This is a genomic window from Actinomadura sp. CNU-125, assembly GCF_001942465.1.
Lineage (GTDB): Bacteria > Actinomycetota > Actinomycetes > Streptosporangiales > Streptosporangiaceae > Spirillospora.
The window spans coordinates 1-16,601 of sequence record NZ_MKJY01000100.1; the positions used below are offsets into that span (position 1 = coordinate 1).

Below are 16,601 nucleotides of genomic sequence, written 5' to 3' on the forward strand. Positions count from 1 at the left end.
GCGGCGGCGCGCACGGCGGCCGGCGCAGCGGCGGCGGCGGTTCGTACGGGGGCAAGCGCAACGGCGGCGGCGAGCGCAGCGCGGCCCGCTACAACTGACCTTGCACGTGATTCGACCCCGTCCCGGGTTCCGGGGCGGGGTTGTTTCACGTGAAACCCGCGCCGGACCACACGCATGGTCAAGGCGGGTGGAACGCGCCATTCGACCGGATCGTCCAAGCAGATGTTCGGACGAGCGGTTGGAGGACGAATGGCTTTCCCTGGCCCTGGCCCCGGCCCCGGGCGGCTGCAGGGCGCCCCGAGTTCCGTCGTGATCCGGTTGCAGCCCTTCAAGATGGCCGGTCACCGCGGGCGGGGCCTGCCCGTCCTCGCCCAGGCGGGGAACCAGGTCGTGCGGATCGAACACGGCGACAACCCGCTGCCCCTGCCGCCGGGCGTGTGGCCGGTACGGGTCTGGTGCTCGTACTACGGGATGAAGGTCGGGAAGGCCGAGACGACCGTCGACACGCGGGCCGGGTATCCCGCCCTGCTGTACTACGCGCCCCCGCACACGATCTACGGTCCCGGCGCGCTCGCCTTCGGACCCGTGGACCGCCAGGGGAAGGCGGCGCTGCTGGGGATCTGGGTCGCCGCGTTCGCCGTGGTCCTGGTCGGGGTGCTGGTGGGGGCCCTGATCTCCTGACCCTCAGCCGGTCTCCTCGCGTACCTCCGCCGGACGGACGTCGCCCGCATCGGCGCTCGTCCCGCTGCTCCCGTTCGTCGCGCTCGCCCCGCTCGTCCCGTTCGCGGCGTTCGAGTCGCTCTCGGCGCGCAGCCGGTCCTGCAGCAGTTGCAGGCCCTCCAGCCCGTCCACGGACAGGGCGGCCAGTTCGTCCAGGGACATCAGCGGGTTCGTCCGCAGCGGCGGCTGCCAGCCCTCCTCGGGGTCGTGGCTGCGCAGCACCTTCGCCGGGACGCCGCCGATGACCGAGTGGTCGGGGAACTCGCCGCGCACGACCGCGCCGCCCGCGACGGCGACGTTGCGGCCGAGCCGGGTGCCGGGCAGGATGACCGCGCCGGTGCCGATCCAGCAGCCGTCGCCGATCGTCACCGGGTTGTTCTCCGGCCACTGCCGCCCGATCGGCATGTCGAGGTCGCCGTAGGTGTGGTTCTGGTCGGTGATGTAGACGTTCGGGCCGGTGAAGACGTCGTTACCGATCTCGATCGACTGGTGGCCGACGATGTGCGTGCCGCGTCCGAGGGAACAGCTCGAACCGATTCGCACGACGAGGTCTGGGCCGAGGTCGAGGCCCGGGACGAACCCGGCCGAGATCGTGACGTGCGTCCCGACGAGGGTGTGGTCGCCGATCGAGATCCACGGCTCGCCGTAGATCGCGCCGACCGGGAAGCCGATGCAGGCGCCCTCGCCCAGGTAGGCGAACCGGCGGTCGCCGTGGGTGTGCGGGGTGATCTCGCCGTGGCGCTGGATCCACTCCCAGGTCCGGTGCACGGCGGTGTGCAGCCCCCGGCGGGCGCGGTCCCCGACGAGGACGCCCAGTCGCCGCGGCACCGAGCGGGATTCTGCCGACATGCGGTTCACCGTACCGGTTGGTAGGGGCGGCCGGAACGGGAGGACCGGGCGAGAATCGGACGGCACCGAAGCCGGAACCGAAGCCGGAACCGAAGCCGGAACCGAAGCCGGAACCGGAAGGGGAAAGGCCCGGCCCTCGCGGACCGGGCCCTTCCACTGAGCCTTACGCATGCACACCGGCGACGCCGCGGCTAGTGCGGTGAATGCACCTGGCCGTCGACATCGGCACCGCTGACGGTCATGGAGTCGGCGGAGGTCGCCTCCCCCTCCTCCGAACCGCCGGCCATCTCACGGCCCGCGCCGCGCCGGGTCATCACCACACCGGCCGCGCCGGCCGCGACGACCGCGCCCGTCATGGCCATCATCACGACGGTGGACGGCCGGTTGCGCCGCGGCGGTTCGACCTTGTGCGCCATGTCGTTCATGAACGTGCTCACGCGCGGTGCGATGCCCGTCTCCACATAACGGGCGGCCCGCCGCAGCCGGGGCGCGCTCCAGCCGCGGGCGACCAGGACACGCTCGCTCGCGGCGGGCATGAACCGGTCGGCCGCCACGGTGGCCTGCCGCCGGCACGTCTCCGCACCCTGCATCGCCGCCTGCCGTGCACGCTGGTACCCCGTGTACACGCCGTCCTGCGGCCTGCGACGGATACTGATCTTTAGGGACACGCTAACCTCCCTGTTTGCGAGGTCCTGTCTGCAGCCTTCCCGAGCCTCGGAGGGTAAACACCGTGCGAGTGACCGTTCGACCGCGTAGGGTGACGGTTTCCGGCATGTCGGAGACTGCACGGTTTCGCGGCAGGAACCGTCCGAAATGCACGAACACCACCCGGACGTGACCGTCCGGACGACGACCAGGAGGAGGCCCTCGTGGCCAACGAAATCTTCGCGACCCTCGACACGACGCTCGGCAAGATCGTCATCCAGCTGTACCCGGACAAGGCGCCCGAGACCGTCGCCAACTTCGTCGACCTCGCCGAAGGCAACCGGGTATGGACCGACCCGAACACCCGGCAGAAGACCGAGAAGCCCCTCTACGACGGGACGATCTTCCACCGGGTCATCGACGGGTTCATGCTGCAGGGCGGCGACCCGCTCGGCAACGGCACCGGCGGCCCCGGTTACGAGTTCGCGGACGAGTTCCACCCGGAGTTGAAGTTCGACCGGCCGTACCTGCTGGCCATGGCCAACGCCGGGCCCGGCACCAACGGCTCGCAGTTCTTCATCACCACCAACGTCGCCAACACCCGGCACCTGACCGGCCGGCACACCATCTTCGGCAAGGTCATCGAGGGCACCGACGTCGTCGACAAGATCGGCCAGGTCCCGACCGGCGCGATGGACCGCCCGAAGGAGGACGTGAAGATCAAGACGGTGACGATCGAGCGCCGTTAGTCGTTGAGGGGGTGAGAGCCCGCACCGCCCGACCGGAGTACGGATGAGCACAGAACAGAGTCCCCCGCCCGACACCTCGGTGCCGACCTGCTACCGGCACCCGGGGCGGGAGACGTACGTGCGCTGCACGCGGTGCGACCGCTACATCTGCCCCGACTGCATGCGGGACGCCGCCGTCGGCCACCAGTGCGTGGAGTGCGTCGCCGACGGCAACCGGGACGCGCGCAAGACGGCTCCGCGCACCGCGCTGGGCGCCCGCACCGCGGCGTCGTCCACGCCGGTGGTGACGTACTCGCTGATCGGCCTCTGCGTCCTGGTGTACCTGTTCGAGCGCGCGTCGCGCGAGGTCGTCTTCGACTTCATGATGGTCGGGCTCGGCCTGCACGACGGCGCGTTCGTCGGCGTCGCCGAGGGCGAGTGGTACCGGCTCATCACCTCGACGTTCCTGCACCAGACCGAGGGATCGTTCGGCATCGCCCACATCCTGTTCAACATGTGGGCGCTGTGGGCGATCGGCCCCGCCCTGGAGCAGGTGCTCGGCCGGTGGCGCTACCTCGCCCTCTACCTGCTGTCGGGGCTCGGCGGCTCGGTGCTGCTGTACCTCTGGTCGCCCGGCGATGCGGCGGTGGGGGCGTCCGGCGCCATCTTCGGGCTGTTCGGGGCCTTCTTCGTGATCGGCCGCCGGATGCGCGCCCCCACCGGCCCCATCGTGTTCCTGCTGGTGATCAACCTGATCATCACGTTCTCGGTGCCCGACATCTCCTGGCAGGGGCATGTCGGCGGGCTGGTCGTGGGCGCCGCGCTCGCGGCCGCGTACGCCTACGCGCCGAAGGCGCGCCGCCTCGCCGTCCACGTGGCGGCGCCCGTTCTCACACTTGTGCTGCTGGGCGTGCTCGTGGCGGTCAAGACGGCGGACCTGTCCGCGCAGTATGGGTTGTAAGTAAAGGGCCTACGGGGTGGCCCAGGGGAGCGTCCCCTGGGCTACCTCCACTTCGTGGAGAGAATGACCCCGAGGATGATGGCGGTGAACCCGATCCCGAGGTTCCAGTTGTGCAGGTCGGTCATGAACGGCACCTCGGTGCCGGTGCTCGCGGTGACGTAGAAGACCGCGATCCAGATCAGGCCGACCAGCCACAGCGTGACCATCGTGGGCACCAGCCAGCGCGGGCTGACCTCGGGCGCCTTGGACTTCTGCGGAGGCGTGTAGACCGCCTTCTTGCGCACTTTCGACTTGGCCACGGTGGTCGTTCTCCTCGTGCGTCCGGCGGCCGGAGCGCCGGACCGCGCATGGGTGTTTTGTCGGTTAGCGTATCCGCTGGGGCGCAGCGTACGGGCTCCAGCGCGAGCAAGCATCATCCCAGCTTTCACGCTACCGGCGGGAGACCCGGCATCGAGCCTTCCGGCGACGGCGACTTCGGGCCTTTCGGAGAGGAGGACTCGCGGTGCGGACGGTGATCCGTGGGTTCGGCGAACTGTGCATCACCGGCGGGCTGATCCTGATGCTGTTCGTCACCTACGAGCTGTGGGGGACCGGTCAGTACACGCAGGCCCAGCAGGACCGCCTCACCGACGAGCTCCTCGACGGCTGGAAGCGCCCGAGGTCACCACCGAGAAGGTCGAACTCGGCTCCGGCATGGCGCGGATCCGCGTCCCCGAGTTCGGGGACGACTACGGCTTCGTCGTCGTCGAAGGCGTCGAGCGCGACGACCTGCGCAAAGGCCCCGGCCACTACCCCGGCAGCGCCATGCCCGGCGAGGTCGGCAACTTCGTCCTGTCCGGCCACCGCACGACGTACTCCGCGCCGTTCAACGACCTCGGCGAACTCGAACGCGGCGACGAGATCCTCATCGACACGCGCGACGAGCAGTACGTCTACGAGGTCACCGGCCGCGACATCGTCGAACCGAGCGCGGTCGAGGTCACCGCGCCCGTCCCGTACCACCCGGGGAAGAAGCCGTCCGACCGGCTCATCACCCTCACCACCTGCCACCCGAAGTACTCCGACGCCGAACGGATGATCGTCTTCGGTCGGCTGACCGCAGCGAAGCCGCGCGTGTCGTCCAAGTAGGTCGTCCAAGTAGGAGGCCCCGTGTACGCATGGATCTGGCGCCGGCTGCCCGGCGCGTGGCACACCAAGCTCGCGGTCGGCGGCGCCGCCGTCCTCGCGCTCGGCCTGCTGCTGTGGAACGTCGTGTTCCCGTGGGTCGAGCCGAAGGTCCAGTTCGACCACGGCGTCGTCACCGGCACGCCGTCGCCGTCCTCGCCGTCCTCGCCGTCGCCCTCGGGGCCCGGCATCCCGTGAGCCCGCGGGTCCTCGTGGTGGACAACCACGACAGCTTCGTCTTCAACATCGTCCAGTACCTGAAGGAACTCGGCGCCGACTGCCGCGTGGCGTCCCGGACGGACGTCACGCCCGCCGACGCCGCGACCGTCGACGGCGTCCTGCTCAGCCCCGGACCCGGCCACCCCGCGGACGCCGGAGTGTGCGTCCCGCTCGTCCGGTCGGGGACCCCGGTGCTCGGCGTGTGCCTCGGCCACCAGGTGATCGCGCACGCCCACGGCGCCACGGTGTCCCGCGCGCCCGAGATCGTCCACGGAGCGGCGAGCCTCATCTCGCACGACTCCCGCGGCGTCTTCGCGGGACTGCCGAACCCGTTCCCCGCGACCCGGTACCACTCGCTCGCCGTCGAGGCCGCGACCGTCCCGGACGTCCTGCGCGTCACCGCACGCACCCCGGACGGCGTCGTCATGGGCGTCCGGCACCGTTCGGCCCCCGTCGAGGGCGTCCAGTTCCATCCGGAGTCGATCCTGTCGGTCGGCGGCCACGCTCTCCTGCGGAACTGGCTGAATACCCTCTGACCAGGTCATTCCCGATTCGCGGAAAATTCTGGTTGAAATCCGTAACGTCTGGATCCCCGGGACCGAAGACCATATCGAGGGCTTCCGCCATTGCCCCCGAGTGGCGGAAGCCCTCTTCTCATGCCCGGCGCGCGCTACCCCCCCTCGCGCGAGCAGGCTCACCGCCTCCGCCACCTGGTCGGCGGTCGGCATCGACTCCGGCGCCAGCAGCGACTGCTGCACGAACCCGATGATCAGCGCGTGCACGAGCGACCCGAGGCCCCGGGCCGTCTCCTCGCCGACCGTCCCGGCGGGCACGCCCAACACCATCGCCGCCAGTTCCCGCCGCCCCCGCGCGATCGACTCCACCAGCGGCTCGCGGACCTCCGCGCTGAACTGCGCCTCCGTGTAAGCCTGCATGCTCGCGACGAGCAGGTCGCGCTGCCGGGGGATCGCGGCGAACAGCTCGTCCAGGCAGACCCGGAACCGTTCCGCCGGGCTCGCCTCCCCCGCCGCCCGCACCGCCGCCTCGATCGTGTCGCCCCACTCGTCGCTCGCCTGGAGCACCGCCACGGCCATCAGGTTGTCCTTCGAGCCGAAGTGGTACCCGATCGAGGCGAGGTGCGCGCCGGACGCGGCCGCGATGTCGCGCGCGGTCGTCCGGCTGTAGCCCTTCTCGGCGAGGCAGATCCGGGCGCCCGCCAGCAAGTCGTCACGCTGTCCCATGCCGCTCATTGTACGTACGTACGTTTGACACCCGAATTTGTACGTACGTACGATCACGCCATGCGCGTCGCCGTCCTGCTCCTGCCCGCACTGCTCGTCTCGATGGACCTGTCGATCCTGTTCGTCGCCGCCCCGGCGATCTCCACCGCGCTCACCCCGACCGGCACCGAGTGGCTGTGGATGATGGACGTCTACGGCTTCGTCATGGCCGGACTGCTCATCACCATGGGGTCCCTCGGCGACCGCATCGGCCGCCGCCGCCTCCTGCTGATCGGCTCCGCCCTGTTCGGCGCCGCCTCCGCGCTCCTCGCCCTCGCCGCCGACCCCTGGACGTTCGTCCTGGCCAGAGTCCTCCTCGGCATCGGCGGCGCCACCCTCGCCCCCTCGACCCTCGCGCTGATCCGCGCCATGTACCCGGACGAGCGGCGGCGGCGCGCGGCCGTCGGCGCCTGGACCGTCGCCTTCACGGGCGGCAGCGTCGCCGGCCCCATCGTCGGCGGATTCCTCCTCGAACACTTCTGGTGGGGCTCGATCTTCCTGGTCAACGTCCCCGTCATGCTGCTTCTGCTGGTGGTCGCACCGATCGTGCTCGACGAGTCCCGGAGCCCCGAGCGCGTCCGGTTCGACCTGCTCGGCGCCGTCCTCGCACTCCCCGCCGTCCTCGCTCTCGTCCTGGCGCTGAAGCGGGTCACCGGCCACGGCGCGGACGCCGCCACCGTCGCGGCGGCCCTCGCCGGGCTCGCGTTCGCCGCCGCGTTCGTCCTGCGGCAGCGCCGCGCCGCGCACCCGCTGATCGACATCGGCCTGTTCCGGGTGCCCGCCTTCGGCGCCGCCGTCACCGCGAACACGGTCGTCTCCTGGTCCACCGCGGGCATGGGCGCCCTCGCGTTCACGTTCATGCAGACCGTGCACGGGCTGAGCGCGCTGGAGGCCGCCGTGCACGCCCTGCCGACCTTCGCCGGGACGGCCGCGGGCGCGGCCCTCGCGGGACGATCGCCGACCGCGCCCGTCCCGTCGTCCCCGTCGCCGCGGGGATGCTCCTGGCCGCCTTCGGGTTCGGCGGCATCGCGCTCCTCGACCCCGACACCTCGGTGTGGGCGTTCGTGGGCGGGTTCACCGTCATGACCGTCGGCGTCGGCAGCTGCGGCACCGTCGCGAACTCGCTGATCCTCGCCACCGCGCCGCCCGGCCGCGCGGGCGCCGCCGCGGGCGTCTCGGAGACCAGCACCGAACTGGGCGCCGCGCTCGGCATCGCCGTCCTCGGCACGGCGGCCACGGCGGTCTACCGCTCGAACATGGCGGACGTCGTGCCCGCGGGCCCCGCGGCCGAGACCGTCGCGGCGGCCCTCACCGACCCGAACCTCGTCGACGCCGCGACGTCCGCGTACACCGGCGGCGTCACCGCGGCGGCCGCCGCCAGCGCGATCGTCCTGCTCCCGATCACCGCCCTGACCGCGTGGGCGCTCCGCGGAAGCCCCCGTCGCACGCCCGCCCACCACGGGCACCCGGAAACACAGGGGTGACCGGCGTCGTCATCGGTGGGACCATGTCGGTATGACGATCACCCGAACGGACGGATGAGCCGCAGATCCCCGGGCAGCCTGCGGGCGCCGCGATACGGCAAGCACCCCGAGCGCAGCAGGCGGGTTCCCGACGGGATCTCCGCCAAGGTCCTGCGGGAGATCACCGAAGCGTCGGCGGCCGGGCGATGCCCCTCGGTGACCTCGATGAACGGGGCGCTCGACGACCTGAAAGCGTTCCTCCGCCGACCCGGCCGGACGTTGCAGGTGGGGACATGTCCCTGCTGCGACCCGGGATACGCGGCCGAGGTCCTGGACCGGGTCGCCCGGTCGCTCTCCCGGTCGTCCAGGCGCGAGGTCGAGAAGGTCACGACGCCGCTGATCGAGCGGTACCGCGACCGCACCCTGAACGAGCCGTCCGCCCCGGCGGACCGGCCCTGGTGGGATCGGCGCATCAGCGGCCCCTGACCGGGCCCGGCGGTCGCCGTACGCTTGGTCGACCATGTCGGATCTGCTCGGAATCAACCACCTGACCCTGGCCACCCCCGATCTCGATCGGCTCGTGTCGTACTACACCGACGTGCTCGGCGCGACGCTCGCGTTCGAGCGCGCCGCGTCCCCGCCCGATCCGCGGATCGCGGTCGTCGATGTCGGCGGCGCCGACCACCTGATGATCGTCGAGGCCGCCGCGCCCCCCGCCACCGGCCTCGACCCGCTGGGCAACGCGGGCTGGGGGCTGCGCGTGGCGACGCACGCGCGGCTGCGCGAGGTCCGCGAACGGATCCTCGACGCCGGGTGGCCGGCCGGTCCGATCGAGACGCTGCCCACGCAGTGGACGATGACGGCCCGCGATCCCGACGGACGCCCCGTGGACGTCCGGGCCCACCGCCCCGGCCGCTGACCTCCCCGGCCTCCCCGACCTCCCGCGCCGTGGACGTCAGGGAGGCGGGCTTCGGAAACCCGCGAGTCCGAAAGCCAGGAGGCGGTCGGCCTGGGCGGGGGAGCTCTGCTCGCCCGCCCAGGCCGACGCCGACACCAGCGCGTACACGTCCTCGGCGGTGACGTCCGGACGGACGTCACCGGACGCGCGTGCCCGCGCGACCAGGGCGTCGCCGGCCGCGAGGACGGCCTTGCAGGCGGCGTGGAGCTCGGACGTCTCGTCCTGGACGGCCTCCATCATCGTGGCGCCGAGCCCCCGGTAGGTCGCCGCGTGCGCCATGGCGGCGCGCGCCCAGGCGGCCAGGCCATCGAAGGGCGGGGCGGCGAGCGACTCGGCGCCGGTCGCGGCGAGGGCGCGCATCCGGTCGCCCATGAGCGCCTCCAGGAGCGCGCGGCGGTTGGGGAAGTGCCCGTAGAGCGTGCCGTTCGCGACTCCGGCGCGGCGCGCGATCTCTTCGAGGGAGAAGTCCGCGCCGTGCTCGGCGAACGCGTCGCGGGCCTCGGCGAGCAGGCGTTCGTAGTTGCGGCGCGCGTCCGCGCGCATGCGCCTGCGGGGTCGCGGGGCGGCGTCCATGAAACCTCGCTGGATAAGTCGAGACTGTCTCGATATGTTTCTCGAGACGGTCTCATCTTAATGGAGGTGCCATGTCGGCGAAGCGATCGCCCGCGAACGGCCCGATCCTGGTCATCGGCGCGACGGGACGGCAGGGCGGTGCGGCCGCCCGGCATCTGCTGGCCGACGGCCGGACGGTCCGTGCCCTGGTGCGCGATCCGGCCTCGGCGGCGGCCCGCGCCCTGGCGGCGGCGGGCGCCGAGCCGATCCGGGGCGACCTGGACGACCCCGGCGGCCTGAAGGCCGCCATGGCCCGTGCCCACGGTGTCTTCGCCGTCACCCCCGACGACGCGGACGCCGAACGCGAGATCCGGCGGGGACGGTCCGCGGTGGACGCGGCGGCCGACGCCGGGGTGTCCCACCTGGTGTTCGCCTCCGTGGGCGGCGCCGAGCGCGACACCGGCATCACCTACTGGGAGAGCAAACGGGCCATCGAGCGGCACATCGCCGCGCGCGGCGTACCTGCCACGATCCTGCGGCCCGTCCGGTTCATGGAGAACCACGCGATTCCCGGCCTGCCGTTCGGCGGCATCACGCCCGGCGGCGTCCTGCGCCACCTGTTCGACCCCGGCGTGCCCGTGCAGCTGGTCGCCGTGACGGACATCGGCGCCTTCGCCGCGCTCGCGTTCGCCGAGCCGGACGGCTACGTCGGCCGGGCCCTCGAACTGGCCGGGGACGAACTGACCCCCGCGGCCACCGTGGACATGATCGGCCGCCGCCTCGGCCGCGAGATCACCTACGAGCAGGCGGGCGCCGCCGAGCTCGCGCTCGACCCGAACATCGAGCGGGCCGTCGCCCTCCAGCGCGGGATCTGGCGGGCCGACATCGCGGACCTGCGCCGTCGGCGTCCCGAACTGCTCGACTTCGCGGGCTGGCTCGACCGGGGCGGCGCCGAAGCCATCGCGGCCGTCCTCGGCTCGCGGCCCGGCCTTCGCGAGGAGCGCCCACAGGACGTCGACGCGGCGGCCGACGGTTCGACCGCGGGTTGAGGGTTCCGCGGGGGGCGGGCCTGCTCGACGGGGGCCACGGCCGCGCGAAGGTTCCGGGGCGCCTTCAACGCAACGATTGAGGTCATGGATGTCGGAGACACGAAGACGCAGGTGACCGGGGCCGCGGGCCCGGCCGTCCCGGATCGGCGGCGGTGGTGGACGCTCGCGGTGGTGAGCGCGGCGCAGCTGCTGGTGGTCCTGGACGGGACGATCGTGAACATCGCGCTACCGTCGGCGCAGCAGGCGCTCGGGATGTCGGACGGGAACCGGCAGTGGGCGATCACCGCGTACGCGCTGGCCTTCGGGGGCCTGCTGCTGATCGGCGGACGGATCGGCGGGGCGCTCGGCCACCGCCGCGGCGTTCGTGATCGGGCTGGCGGGGTTCGCGGCCGCGTCCGCGCTGGGCGGCGCCGCCGCCGGGCCGGCGATGCTGTTCGGGGCGCGGGCGGCGCAGGGCGTGTTCGCCGCGCTGCTGGCCCCGGCGGCGCTGTCGCTGCTGACGATCACGTTCGGCGGAGCCGAGCGGGGCCGGGCGTCGGGGTGTTCGCGGCGGTCGGGGCCGCGGGTTCGGCGGTCGGCCTGATCGCGGGCGGCCTGCTGACCGAGTACGTCGGCTGGCGGTGGTGCCTGTACATCAACGTGCCCATCGCCCTGCTCGCGGTGTTCGGGGCGTCGGCGGCGGTGCCGCCGGACCGTCCGCTGGCCGGGCGGGGGCGGCTGGACGTCGCCGGTGCCCTGCTCAGCTCGCGGGGTTCGCCGCGGTGGTGTACGCGTTCGCCCGGGCCGAACCGCTCGGGTGGGGATCGCCCCAGGTGCTCGGGCTGCTGGCCGCCGGGGTGCTGCTGCTGGCCGCGTTCGTCGCCGTCGAGACGCGCGCGTCCGACCCGCTGCTCCCGATGCGGGTCCTGCTCCACCGGATCCGGGCGGGCGCGTTCCTCTCCATCACCCTGATGTTCGTGGCGATGTTCGGGTTCTACCTGTTCATGAGCTACTACGCGCAGGGCGTGCTCGGCTACTCGCCCGTCCAGACGGGCCTGACGCTGATCATCAACGCGGCGGCGGCGCTGGCCGGGTCCATGCTCATCGCCGGGAAGCTGCTCGGCCGCGTGCCGCCGGGCGCCCTGATCGTGCCCGGTCTGCTGGCCGCGGCGGCCGGGATGCTGCTCCTCACCGGGCTGCCGCCGGACGACACGGACGTGTTCGTCCGGTACCTGGTCCCGGCGATGGTGCTGACCGGGCTCGGGCTCGGCTGCGTCATGCCGCCGACCGCCGCGCTGGCCACCGAAGGTATGCGTGGGCACGACATCGGGGCCGCGGCGGCGGCCTACAACGCCGCTCAGCAGCTCGGCGCCGCGCTGGGCACGGCCCTGCTGAACACGCTGGCGGCGAGCGCCGGGGCGGCCTACCTCGCCGCGCACCGGTCGGCGGCGCCGGACGCGGTCGCGGTGCACGGCTACACGACCGCTCTGGCGGTCGCGGCGGCGGTCCTGGCCGTTGCCGGGTGCCTCACCGCCGCACTGATCCTCAGACGTCGCTGAGAAAGGGTGACGCATGTTGTCAGGTTTTGCGGCGAGCATGGTCCCATCGGTTCGCGTCGAACGTGGACGCGGACCTTCGGACGGAGAGGGGACCCCATGCGCGAAACACAGACGGAACTGGACGAACTGCAGCGGCTCCTCGACGCGTCGCTGGCCCGTTCGACCTCGCACCTGCGCTCGATCGTCGCGGAGCGCACCACGACGGCGGAGCGGCTCACCCGGGTCCTCACCGGCATGTGCACCCTCGCCCTGTCCACGGTGACGGCGAAGGGCGAGCCGCGGATCAGCGGTGTGGACGGACATTTCCTGCACGGCAGGTGGCACTTCGGCACGGCGCGCACCGCCGCGAAGGCGCGGCACCTCGCCGCCCGTCCGGTCGCGAGCGTCGCGCACATGCGCGGCGAGGAGCTCGGCGTGTTCACGCACGGCACGGTGGAGGTCATGAACCCGCTGGACGGCGAGCCCGCGGCCGACTGGCCGGAACTGCTCGCCTACTTCAAGGAGCTCTACGGCGACGAGGCGTTCGACTGGGACAAGGAGGTGGTCTACTACCGGCTGAACCCGCACTGGATGACCGTCTACGCGCCCGACGTCGACAAGCTCACCGCCGGGTGAACGCGAACGCTCCGCGGACGGACGGACGGGCGGCGCCGCTCGTACCCGTCCGTCCGTTCGCGGAGCGGCGACCGGTCAGTCGATGACCGCGACGGCCTCGACCTCGACCAGCATGTCGGGCTCGGCCAGGGCGGCGACGCCGACGCCGGTGAGCGGCGGGGGCGTGTCGACGCCCAGCTTCGCGAGCGCCCGGCCGGCTCCCTCCACGAACTGGGACATCATGTCGCCGGGGAGGTCGGCCCGGTAGTACACGTTCAGCTTCGCGACGTCGGCGAAGGTCGCCCCGACCTCGGCGAGGGCGGTGCCGACGTTGAGGTAGGACTGCTCGACCTGGGCGGCGAGGTCGCCTTCGCCGACCTTGCCGCCGTCGGCGTCGCGGGCGACCTGACCGGCGACGAACACCGTCTTCGATCCGGTGGCGACCGACACCTGCCGGTAGATGTCGACCTTCGGCAGCCCTTCGGGGTTCACAAAGGTGATGGCCATGCTGACTCCTTAGTCGTGCGACGACCCAAAGCATAGCATTGCAATGTTATGTATCCTGTCGGCATGGCGAGGACGAAGGACCCGGCCGTCCGCACCCGGCTCATCGAGCGGGCCGCGCTCATGCTGCGCACCCGCGAGCCCATCACCCTGCGCTCGCTGGTGACCGGGACCGGCGTCTCCACGATGGCCGTCTACACCCACTTCGGCGGCATGGACGGCATGTGGGGAGCCCTGCGGCAGGAAGGGTTCACCCGGCTCGCGGCGAGGTTCGCGACGGTGACGACGTCCACGGACCCCGTCCGGGACCTGACCGTCCTCATCGCCGCCTACTGCGGCAACGCCCTGGACCACCCGGATCTCTACCGGGTCATGTTCGACGCGAACTACGAACTGGAGGATCTCCAGGCCGCGGACGACACCCTGGAGCATCTGGTCCAGGCCGTCCGCAGGGGCGTGGACGCCGGACGGTTCGAGCCCGCCACCGTCCCGCTGGATCTGGCGATCCAGAGCTGGGCCGTCGCGCACGGCCTGGTCTCCCTCGTCGCGGGCGGCCCGCTGCCCCCGAGCACGCTCGACCACGCCGTCCCCATGCTGACCGCCCTGTTCGGCGGCGCGGGAGACGACCCCGTCAGATGCCGGTCCTCGGTCGAGGACGGCTGGAACGCGGCGCGTCCGTCCGGCGGGGACACCGGCGGCACGTGAACGCGAACGCGGCCGCGGGGACGAGCCCCGCCGCCGCGTTCGTCCGGCGTGCGTCAGTCGTCAGTCGTTGGGCGGGAAGCCGGGGATCTCCGGCCCCGACGGCGTGGGCGACGTCGGCGTCGGCTCAGGCTCCTTCGCGATGAAGATCGTCACCGTGTCGCCGGGGGCGACGGTCGCGTTGGCACCGGGCGTCTGCTGGTAGACGAAACCGATCGCGACCGGCTTGTCCGGCGGCGCCACGCCCTCCTGGATATCGGCCCTCAGGCCGAACTCCTCAAGCTTGGCGATGGCGGCGCGCTTGCTGCTGTTGTACAGGTCGGGCACCTTGACGGTGCTCGGGCCGTTCGACACGTACACCGTGACGTCGGACTTCACGGGCGCCTTCGAACCGGCGGGCGGGTCGGTGCGGATCACGTTGCCGCGCGGCACGTCGGCGCTCGTGGCGACCTTCCGCTCCGGATCGAACCCGAGCTCCTTGAGCGCGCTCTCCGCCGCCGACGCCGGCTGCCCCTTCAGCTCGGGGATCTCCTTCTGCTCCGGCGGCTTCTTGCCCTTGGAGACCACGAGGTTGACGGCGGTGCCCTCCTCGACGCTCGCGCCGGGTTCGGGGTCGGTCGACATGACGGTGCCCTCGTCGGCCTCGTCGCTGAACTCCTCGGTCGTCTTCCCGACCTTGAGGTTCGCCTTGGTGAGCGCGGCCTGGGCTTCGTCGGCGGACATGCCGACGATGCTCTGCGGCACCGCCACCTGCACGGGCTCTTCCTCGCCGCCACCGCCGCTCATGAACCAGCCGATGAGCGCCGCACCGCCGATGAACAACACCGCCAGCGCCGTCCAGAGGGCGACCTTCTTACCGGTGCCGCCGCGCTCCGGCCGGTCGTCGTCGTACTGGACGGGCGGCATGCCGTACGGATCGCCGTAGCCGTCGCCGTACCCGTCGTCCATCGGACGCTGCATCTGCGTGTGCGGCGGCGGACCGGCCTGGTACGCGCCCATCACCTGCGTGCCCTGCGGCTGCTGCTGCGCGCCGCCCATCATCATCGTGGACGCCGCCGTGGACGCGACGGGCTGGCCCTGCATGACCCGCTGGAGTTCCTGCCGGAAGTCCGTCGCGGTCTGGTACCGGTTGTCCGCCTCCTTCGCCATCGCCTTCAGGACGATCGCGTCCGCCCACTGCGGGATCTGCGAGTCGATCTGGGACGGCGGGACGGGCTCCTCCCGTACGTGCTGGTAGGCGATCGCGACCGGGGAGTCGCCGGTGAACGGCGGCCGTCCGGTCAGCAGCTCGTACAGCACGCAGCCGGTGGAGTAGATGTCGCTGCGGGTGTCGACGCGCTCGCCGCGCGCCTGCTCGGGCGACAGGTACTGGGCGGTGCCGATGACCTGGGCGGTCTGCGTCATGGTGGCGGCGGAGTCGGCCATGGCGCGGGCGATGCCGAAGTCCATGACCTTGACCTCGTGATTGCGGGTGAGCATCACGTTGGCCGGTTTGATGTCGCGGTGCACGATCCCGCCGCGATGGCTGTAGTCGAGCGCGCGCAGGATCCCGTCGGTGACCTCCAGGGCCTTCTCCGGAACCAGCGCGGTGTTCTCCCGCAGGAGGTCGCGCAGCGTGCTGCCGTCCACGTACTCCATGACGATGTACGGGATGGGCGTGTCGCCGATGACGTCCTCGCCGGTGTCGTACACGGCGATGACCGAGGGGTGGTTCAGGGACGCGGCCGACTGGGCCTCGCGCCGGAACCGGGCCTGGAACGTGGGGTCGCGCGCCAGGTCGGACCGGAGGGTCTTCACCGCGACGGTCCGGTCGAGACGCAGGTCCCGGGCACGATAGACCTCGGCCATGCCGCCGCGCCCGATCACCGCGTCGAGCTCGTAGCGGCCGCCGAGCAGCCGAGGTTGACTCATATGTGCACTTTCCCTCGTACGTCTACACCCTGGTTCCCCGAACCTAGCCCTGGTTCTGGCTGACCGAGGGATCTGGGGTCGGGGTTGACGGACTCGTGGTGACGTCCGTCGGTGTCGGTGTCGGCTCGGTGTGGGTGGGAGTCGCACCGGGGGTTGTCGTGGTCGGTTTGTGTGTCGGTGACGCGCTGCCACGTTCCGGGGTCGACCGGGACGGCGCAGGCGTCGTCGGACGGATCCTATGCGTCCTGTAGCGCTTCGTGACAGTAGGCACGGGGGTACGGTCCTCGATCGTCGGCCGGGGAGTCGCCGAGGTCGGGGCGGCGGACGGATCGACCTCGACCTCGTCCTCACCGGCCGGGACGAACGTGGACGTGCCCGAGGGCGCGCCCCCGTCCCCGGCCGTGTCGGCGCTGCGGCCGATCCAGTACGTGCCGAAGACGATGGCGCCGACGAGGATCGCGGCGGCGATCGAGCTGAACGCCAGTGCCGTGCGACGCTGCCCGGGCACTGTCCCGTCCGTGAGGTTATCTGTCCGGGCGTTAACGTCAAATCCCGACAAAGGGGCCGTATGGCGCTTGGGAGGTGCGGCCTGGCGGCGGCCGCCGGCCCTCCGCCGTCCCCTGGACGGTCCGCGCGCGCGGGATCCGCGTGTCCCGCGCGTCCCGCGAGATCCGCGCGGCTTCGCGCCGCCGCCCGTCCCGCCCGTCCCGCCCGTCCCGGACGTCGTCCACGGGCAGCCGGGCGTCGACGAAGCGGGGGAAACC

General features: G+C 72.0%; 22 protein-coding genes and 1 pseudogene. 15 read left to right on the plus strand and 8 right to left on the minus strand.

Annotated elements, in window-relative coordinates; translation table 11 throughout:
• Positions 1–249: 249 nt before the first annotated feature.
• Positions 250–681: a hypothetical protein gene (locus BJF79_RS13140; protein ID WP_075897447.1), complete on the plus strand. Its 432-nt coding sequence runs from the start codon at positions 250–252 to the stop codon at positions 679–681.
• 3 nt (positions 682–684) lie between these two features.
• On the opposite strand, the gene BJF79_RS13145 is transcribed toward BJF79_RS13140, so the two are convergent.
• Together BJF79_RS13145 and BJF79_RS13150 are read right to left on the minus strand one after the other, a co-directional pair.
• Complete coding sequence (locus BJF79_RS13145) at positions 685–1,569, minus strand: acyltransferase (RefSeq protein WP_083733393.1); 885 nt, start codon at positions 1,567–1,569, stop codon at positions 685–687.
• 191 nt (positions 1,570–1,760) lie between these two features.
• Positions 1,761–2,195, minus strand: a complete 435-nt coding sequence (locus tag BJF79_RS13150) for a hypothetical protein (protein ID WP_075897449.1) — start codon at positions 2,193–2,195, stop codon at positions 1,761–1,763.
• Positions 2,196–2,438: 243 nt separating this feature from the next.
• Here BJF79_RS13150 and BJF79_RS13155 point away from each other — a divergent pair, with 243 nt between their 5' ends.
• Both BJF79_RS13155 and BJF79_RS13160 read left to right on the plus strand, forming a co-directional pair.
• Entirely contained in the window at positions 2,439–2,963 is a 525-nt protein-coding gene (locus tag BJF79_RS13155; protein ID WP_075897451.1) for a peptidylprolyl isomerase, read from the plus strand.
• A gap of 43 nt (positions 2,964–3,006) precedes the next feature.
• Positions 3,007–3,903 carry a rhomboid family intramembrane serine protease gene (locus BJF79_RS13160; protein ID WP_075897453.1) on the plus strand — a complete coding sequence of 299 codons (897 nt, stop codon included), beginning with the start codon at positions 3,007–3,009 and terminating at the stop codon, positions 3,901–3,903.
• A 41-nt stretch (positions 3,904–3,944) separates the two neighbouring features.
• Here BJF79_RS13160 and BJF79_RS13165 read toward each other — a convergent pair whose 3' ends face one another.
• The gene (locus BJF79_RS13165; protein ID WP_026404708.1) at positions 3,945–4,202 is read right to left on the minus strand and encodes a cell division protein CrgA; all 258 of its coding nucleotides are present in this window, start codon (positions 4,200–4,202) and stop codon (positions 3,945–3,947) included.
• Between the two features lie 283 nt (positions 4,203–4,485).
• Between BJF79_RS13165 and BJF79_RS13170 the strand changes: the two genes are divergently transcribed.
• Genes BJF79_RS13170 through BJF79_RS13180 form a run of 3 tightly spaced genes read left to right on the plus strand, consistent with a single transcriptional unit; the run spans position 4,486 to position 5,822 of the window.
• On the plus strand, positions 4,486–5,031 hold the full coding sequence (locus tag BJF79_RS13170; protein ID WP_262401951.1) for a class E sortase: 546 nt from the start codon (positions 4,486–4,488) through the stop codon (positions 5,029–5,031).
• Between the two features lie 21 nt (positions 5,032–5,052).
• Complete coding sequence (locus tag BJF79_RS13175; RefSeq protein WP_075897455.1) at positions 5,053–5,265, plus strand: hypothetical protein; 213 nt, start codon at positions 5,053–5,055, stop codon at positions 5,263–5,265.
• Positions 5,262–5,822, plus strand: coding sequence for an anthranilate synthase component II (locus BJF79_RS13180; RefSeq protein WP_075897457.1), 561 nt, complete (start codon positions 5,262–5,264; stop codon positions 5,820–5,822). Before BJF79_RS13175 ends, BJF79_RS13180 begins: the two co-directional genes overlap by 4 nt.
• Positions 5,823–6,047: 225 nt before the next feature.
• On the opposite strand, the pseudogene BJF79_RS66805 reads toward BJF79_RS13180, so the two are convergent.
• A pseudogene (locus tag BJF79_RS66805) lies at positions 6,048–6,536 on the minus strand (TetR/AcrR family transcriptional regulator); the annotation flags it as partial.
• 51 nt (positions 6,537–6,587) lie between these two features.
• Between BJF79_RS66805 and BJF79_RS13195 the strand changes: the two are divergent.
• Genes BJF79_RS13195 through BJF79_RS13205 form a run of 4 tightly spaced genes read left to right on the plus strand, consistent with a single transcriptional unit; the run spans position 6,588 to position 8,948 of the window.
• Entirely contained in the window at positions 6,588–7,652 is a 1,065-nt protein-coding gene (locus BJF79_RS13195; RefSeq protein ID WP_316043339.1) for an MFS transporter, read from the plus strand.
• Positions 7,562–8,050 carry a hypothetical protein gene (locus BJF79_RS65525; protein WP_316043340.1) on the plus strand — a complete coding sequence of 163 codons (489 nt, stop codon included), beginning with the start codon at positions 7,562–7,564 and terminating at the stop codon, positions 8,048–8,050. Before BJF79_RS13195 ends, BJF79_RS65525 begins: the two co-directional genes overlap by 91 nt.
• Positions 8,051–8,104: 54 nt before the next feature.
• Positions 8,105–8,515, plus strand: coding sequence for a hypothetical protein (locus BJF79_RS13200; protein WP_075897461.1), 411 nt, complete (start codon positions 8,105–8,107; stop codon positions 8,513–8,515).
• Between the two features lie 34 nt (positions 8,516–8,549).
• Positions 8,550–8,948, plus strand: coding sequence for a VOC family protein (locus BJF79_RS13205; RefSeq protein WP_075897463.1), 399 nt, complete (start codon positions 8,550–8,552; stop codon positions 8,946–8,948).
• A 36-nt stretch (positions 8,949–8,984) separates the two neighbouring features.
• Here the strand turns inward: BJF79_RS13205 and BJF79_RS13210 are convergent, their stop codons facing one another.
• Positions 8,985–9,560, minus strand: a complete 576-nt coding sequence (locus BJF79_RS13210) for a TetR/AcrR family transcriptional regulator (protein WP_075897465.1) — start codon at positions 9,558–9,560, stop codon at positions 8,985–8,987.
• A 71-nt stretch (positions 9,561–9,631) separates the two neighbouring features.
• Here BJF79_RS13210 and BJF79_RS13215 point away from each other — a divergent pair, with 71 nt between their 5' ends.
• The 4 genes from BJF79_RS13215 (at position 9,632) to BJF79_RS13225 (ending at position 12,741) form a co-directional block, all read left to right on the plus strand.
• A complete protein-coding gene (locus BJF79_RS13215) occupies positions 9,632–10,588 on the plus strand; it encodes an NmrA family NAD(P)-binding protein (RefSeq protein WP_075897467.1) in 957 nt (318 codons plus the stop codon).
• A gap of 84 nt (positions 10,589–10,672) precedes the next feature.
• The gene (locus BJF79_RS66810; protein WP_410050078.1) at positions 10,673–11,539 is read left to right on the plus strand and encodes an MFS transporter; all 867 of its coding nucleotides are present in this window, start codon (positions 10,673–10,675) and stop codon (positions 11,537–11,539) included.
• A complete protein-coding gene (locus BJF79_RS59685) occupies positions 11,425–12,126 on the plus strand; it encodes an MFS transporter (protein WP_410050079.1) in 702 nt (233 codons plus the stop codon). Before BJF79_RS66810 ends, BJF79_RS59685 begins: the two co-directional genes overlap by 115 nt.
• Positions 12,127–12,222: 96 nt before the next feature.
• The gene (locus tag BJF79_RS13225) at positions 12,223–12,741 is read left to right on the plus strand and encodes a pyridoxamine 5'-phosphate oxidase family protein (protein WP_075897469.1); all 519 of its coding nucleotides are present in this window, start codon (positions 12,223–12,225) and stop codon (positions 12,739–12,741) included.
• 75 nt (positions 12,742–12,816) lie between these two features.
• On the opposite strand, the gene BJF79_RS13230 is transcribed toward BJF79_RS13225, so the two are convergent.
• Positions 12,817–13,227: a RidA family protein gene (locus tag BJF79_RS13230; protein ID WP_075897471.1), complete on the minus strand. Its 411-nt coding sequence runs from the start codon at positions 13,225–13,227 to the stop codon at positions 12,817–12,819.
• A gap of 63 nt (positions 13,228–13,290) precedes the next feature.
• Here BJF79_RS13230 and BJF79_RS13235 point away from each other — a divergent pair, with 63 nt between their 5' ends.
• Positions 13,291–13,929, plus strand: a complete 639-nt coding sequence (locus tag BJF79_RS13235; RefSeq protein ID WP_075897477.1) for a TetR/AcrR family transcriptional regulator — start codon at positions 13,291–13,293, stop codon at positions 13,927–13,929.
• Positions 13,930–13,989: 60 nt separating this feature from the next.
• Here the strand turns inward: BJF79_RS13235 and pknB are convergent, their stop codons facing one another.
• A complete protein-coding gene (gene pknB, locus BJF79_RS13240; protein ID WP_075897473.1) occupies positions 13,990–15,837 on the minus strand; it encodes a Stk1 family PASTA domain-containing Ser/Thr kinase in 1,848 nt (615 codons plus the stop codon).
• A 545-nt stretch (positions 15,838–16,382) separates the two neighbouring features.
• The coding region (locus tag BJF79_RS59690; RefSeq protein WP_262401953.1) for a hypothetical protein at positions 16,383–16,601 on the minus strand (219 nt) is incomplete at its 5' end.